We start from the raw sequence: 4,754 nt of genomic DNA, 5'->3' as shown, positions 1-4,754 counted from the left end.
CTCGAGGGGGAAGGGAGCAGGAGAGCCGTGGCTCAGGCCTCTGCCCTCGGCAGCGCCGCCTCGAACGCCCGCCGGGCCCGCAGGCGCAGATCGATCAACCGCGCCTTCAGCGTGTCGAAGTCCGCCACCCCCACCGTCGCCGCCAGCCGCTGCTGGAAGCCCGCCGGCTCCGCGTCGGGGTCGCCCTTGTCCTCAAAGGCGCAGGCCATCAGCTGACCCAGTTGCTGATGCGTGCGCCAGCTGTCGGCCAGGATGGGATCGTCCTTCAACGCCTCCAGCGTCGAGACGGTCAGCGGCTCGCCCGCCGCCGCCGCGCACAGCTGGCGGTACTGGGCCACGAACTCGGCGTCCACCTGCGCCCCCGCCGACAGCTTCAGGTCCCAGAAACCCTTGGGCCGCCGCTCGCGGTCCATCAGGTCACGCATGGCCCGCACGTCACGCGCCACGTCCACCCCAGGCCTGGGCCGCCGCAGCGCCGCCTCCAGCGTCGCCTCCACCCGCGCGCCGAAGGCCTCGTCGCTGGCCCAGACCAGCCGCCCGCGCGTCAGGGCCATGAACTCCCAGGTCTCGGCCTCGGTGGCGTAGTAGGCGTCCAGCGCCTCCAGCCGCACCGACACCGGCCCCTTGGACCCGGTCGGCCGCAGCCGCATGTCCACCTCGTACAACCCGCCCTCGGCGGTGTGGGCCGACAGGGCGGCGATCAGCCTCTGGGTGAAGCGGCCGTAAAACAGGTCCGCGCTCCAGCCCTTGCCCGCCGAGACCGCCTCGGGCGCCGCCGCATAGACGGTCATCAGGTCCAGGTCGGACCCCGCCGTCATCTCGCGCGACCCGGCCTTGCCCAGGGCCACCACGGCGACCGCGCCCGCGAACGCCCCGCCCATCCGCTCGGCCTCGGCCAGGGCCGCCGGCGCCAGGCCCCTCATGCAGGCGTCGGCCAGGGAGGTGTTGGTCAGCCCGGCCTGCTCCGCCGTCGTCCGGCCGGTGATGACATGCATGCCGATGCGGAAGGTCTGTTCGCGGTGCAGGCGGCGCACGGCGTTCATGGCCCCCTCGAAGTCGCCCGCCTCGTGCGCCTCGCGCACCACCTGGTCAGCCAGGCCGGTGTCCGTGCCCAACGCCGTCAGGAACCGGGCGTCCAGAATGCCGTCCAGCGCCTGCGGCTGACGGCCCAGCGCCCGCGCCAGACGCGGCGCGAAGGCCATGACCCCGACCACCAGATCGAACAGCTTCGGCTGGTTCAGGAACAGGGCCTGGACCTGCACCCCGGCGCTCAGACCGGAAAAGAAGACCGCGAACCGCCGAAACGCGGCATCCGGCGCCCCGGTCTTGGCCACCGCCGTCAGCAGCTGCGGGGCCAGACGCGTGAACAGCTCGCGCCCCCGCGCCGTCCGCGTCGCCGGAATGCGCCCGTGGTGCCAGCTGCGGATCGTGTCCGACACGGTCGCGGGCTCGGAAAAGCCCATGCGCTTCAGCGTTTCCAGCGTGCCCGGATCATTCTCGACCCCGGTGAAGACCAGACTGCCATAGGGGGACGACAGCTCCTCGCCGCCCTCGAACAGCTCACCGTAGCGTTGATTGACGCCCATTAGCAGGCTTTCGACCCCGGCGTCGAACAGGCCCAGGTCGCTCTCGCCCGCCAGCGCCGCCACATCGGCCCGGCGCTCGGGATCGACCGGCAGCACATGGCTCTGCTCGTCCGCCAGCATCTGCACCCGGTGCTCCAGCCCGCGCAGCTCGACATAGGCGGCGGCCAGTTCGTCGCGCGCCTCGACCGCCACATGGCCGCGCTCGGTCAGGGCGTTCAGCGCCTCCAGCGTGCGCGAGGACCGCAGCCCCGGATCGCGTCCGCCCAGGATCAGTTGCTGGGTCTGGACGTAGAACTCGATCTCGCGGATGCCGCCGCGCCCCAGCTTCAGATTGGCCCCCGCCGCGTCCAGCCCCTCGCCGGTCTTGTGCACGTGGATCTGTTTCTTGATCGACTGGATGTCGAGCACCGCCTGATAGTCCAGGCTGCGGCGCCAGACGAAGGGGACCAGAGCCTTCAGGAAGTCCGCGCCCTCGCCCATGTCCCCGGCGCAGACCCGCGCCTTGATGAAGGCCGCCCGCTCCCAGTTCTGTCCGACGGATTCGTAATAGGCCAGGGCCATGGGCGCCGCGACCACCGGCGGGGTCGAGGACGGGTCGGGCCGCAGCCTCAGGTCCACCCGGAAGACATAGCCGTCCGCCGTCCGCTCGCTCAGCAGGGTCGCCAGACCCTGGGCCAGCCGGTTGACGAAGCCCTGCGCCTCCACGCCCTCGCCCAGCGCGCCTTCCAGCACCTCCGGCTCGAAGAAGAGCGACAGGTCGATGTCCGAGGAATAGTTGAGCTCGAACGCCCCGCCCTTGCCCATGGCCAGGACGAACAGGCCCGGCACAGGCCCGCGCGGATCATCCGCCGCCGAGGTCAGCTTGCCGCGCCGTCGTTGATCGTGGGCCAGACAGCGCAGCGCCGCCTGGGCCGTGGCGTCGGCGAACCGCGACAGCGCCCCCGTCACCGCATCCAGATCCCAGACCCCGCCGAGATCAGCCAGGGCCGTCAACAGATGCAGTTCCGCCTTCAGCCAGCGCAGCGGCGCCTTGGCCTCGTCCGCCGGGCCGTCGATCGCCTCGGTCGCCGTCAGAATTTCAGCCAGCCGCGTCTCCGGCGCCGTCTCCAGGATCTGCCGCAGCCGCTCGGGCCAGCGCCGCGCCAGGCCGCCCAGATAGGGCGAGGCCGCGAACACCGGCTCCAGCGCGCCCCAGGCCCCGTCCAGCGTCGCGCGCCAGCCGTGCGCCTCCGCCGCCGCGACCAGCCGTTCGTGGATGCGTCCCGCCGCCTCGGCGTGGCGCACCGGCCCGCACGGCTTCAGCCTGAGACCCAGCTTGTCGCTCATCAGGTCGCCGCCCCACTGGCTGGGGGCAGGACCAGGGCCACCCGCAGACCCGGTCCCTGCCCGCCATAGGCCCCCGGCCCCTCATCCAGCTGCACCCGTCCGCCGTGGGCCTCGGCCACCGCCGTCACCAGCGACAGGCCCAGCCCCGAGCCCGCCTCGGTGCGGCTGTTGTCCAGCCGGACGAAGCGTTGCAGCACGCGCTCGCGGTCCTCGTCCGGCACGCCCGGCCCGGTGTCGGTGACGGAAAACTCGATCTCGCCCGACGACCGCCGTCGCGCCCGGAACTTCACCGCCCCGCCCGACGGCGTGTATTTGATGGCGTTGTCGATGATGTTGGCCAGGGCCTGGGCCAGGAAGGGCTGATTGCCCTCGATCATCAGCCCCTTCTCGATCTCGGACGAGAACTCCAGCCCCTTGTCCTCGCCCGAGGGCTCGTACAGCTCGGCCATGTCGGTGGCCAGTTCGGCGGCATCGAACACCTTGGGATCGGGCGCCCCGCCCGCCTGCAGCCGCGCGATGGCCAGAACCGTGTTGAAGGTCTTGAGCAACAGATCCGCCTCGTCCAGCGCAACGCCAAGAGCCTCGACCCCCGACACCTTGCCGGCGTCGGCGTCCATCAGCGCCACCTCCAGCTTGGCCCGCATCCGCGTCAGCGGCGAGCGCAGGTCGTGGGCGATGGCGTCCCCTGCATGGCGGATCGAGGCCATCGAGGCCTCCAGCCGGTCCAGCATGGTGTTCAGCCCCTGGCCCAGTTCGTCCAGCTCGTCGCCCGAATGGGTGACGGGTGCCCGCACCTTCAGGTCGCCCTCCTGCACCGCCATGACCACGCGGTTGAGCCCGCTCATCGACTTCTCGACGCGGCGGCTGATCACCAGACCGCCGCCGATGCCGAGGATCAGGACCATGATCATGGCCCCCCACAGGGCCTGGGTCAGGCGCGCCAGATAGGCCTCGATGTCGCCGATGTCCTCGCCGACGAACAACTGCTCGCCGCCCGCCAGCGGCATCTCGACCCCGATGGCCTGACGCTTGCGGACCTTGCCGGCCTCGTCGGTGTCGGTCAGGCGGAAATCGTCCCAGCGCCCGCCCTGCACCGCCGCCCCCGGCTCCAGCGGCGAGGTCGAGATATTGCCGGTGATCGTCTTCCGATCCTTGTCCATCAGCAGATAGAGATAGGACCCGCCCCGCAGCGTCCGATCCACCAGCGCCTGGTTCAGGGCGTCGACGCCCCGCGTCCGGTAAACCGCCGTCAGGGCCTCCACCTCGGCCCGCACCCCCGCCTCTGCCCGCGCCCGCGCCTCCGACGCCGAGGCGACATAAACATAGGCCAGCACCGCGCTGGCCGTCGCCACGAACAGCGCCAGAAACAGCAGCGTCAGCCGAAACGGCGTCCGCCTGAAAAGCGAGGGCAGTTTCACTTCTCTCCCTCCCCTTCATGGGGAGGGTGGTCGCGCAGCGACCGGGTGGGGAGGGCTTCCAGATGCACCAGAACAGCCGTCATCACGCCGTCCAGTTCGTCACGAACGGCGGCGTTGTCGAACCTCAGCGTCGTGAACCCTTCTCTCGCCAGCACGGCGTCCCTCACCTTGTCCTTCGCCGCCTGCGCCTCAACCGTATGCGTGACGCCGTCCACCTCGACGACCAGCCGCCGATCAAAACAGACGAAGTCGAGGATATAGCCGCGAAACGGCGACTGCCGCCGAAAATGAAATCCCTGGGCGCGAAGCAGCTTCAGTTGCACCCACAGGCGCGCTTCCGGCGGCGTCAGCGCCTTTCGCATGGCGCGGGCCTTGGCGATGATCGCCATGTCCTGAAGCCCTCCCCACCCGGCCGGCGCTGCGC

General features: G+C 70.9%; 3 protein-coding genes. All 3 read right to left on the bottom strand.

Annotation, left to right across the window (positions count from 1 at the left end; all coding sequences use genetic code 11):
* Window positions 1-32: 32 nt before the first annotated feature.
* The gene (locus HX774_RS14030; protein ID WP_178827691.1) at window positions 33-2,912 is read right to left on the bottom strand and encodes a bifunctional [glutamine synthetase] adenylyltransferase/[glutamine synthetase]-adenylyl-L-tyrosine phosphorylase; all 2,880 of its coding nucleotides are present in this window, start codon (window positions 2,910-2,912) and stop codon (window positions 33-35) included.
* Window positions 2,912-4,330 (bottom strand): HAMP domain-containing sensor histidine kinase, encoded by a 1,419-nt coding sequence (locus HX774_RS14025; protein WP_178827689.1) that lies wholly within the window; start codon window positions 4,328-4,330, stop codon window positions 2,912-2,914. Before HX774_RS14025 ends, HX774_RS14030 begins: the two co-directional genes overlap by 1 nt.
* On the bottom strand, window positions 4,327-4,754 hold a 428-nt coding region (locus HX774_RS14020; protein ID WP_370523638.1), incomplete at its 5' end, for an endonuclease domain-containing protein. The genes HX774_RS14025 and HX774_RS14020, both read right to left, overlap by 4 nt.

This window comes from Brevundimonas sp. P7753 (assembly GCF_013386595.1).
GTDB lineage: Bacteria > Pseudomonadota > Alphaproteobacteria > Caulobacterales > Caulobacteraceae > Brevundimonas > Brevundimonas bullata.
The sequence above is the reverse complement of the archived record's forward strand: the minus strand, read 5'-3'. Positions and strand labels throughout refer to the sequence as shown.

Coding starts and splice junctions, on each gene's coding strand:
- HX774_RS14030 (WP_178827691.1), bottom strand. CDS start 2,912: ATGAGCGACAAGCTGGGTCTCAGGCTGAAGCCGTGCGGGCCGGTGCGC.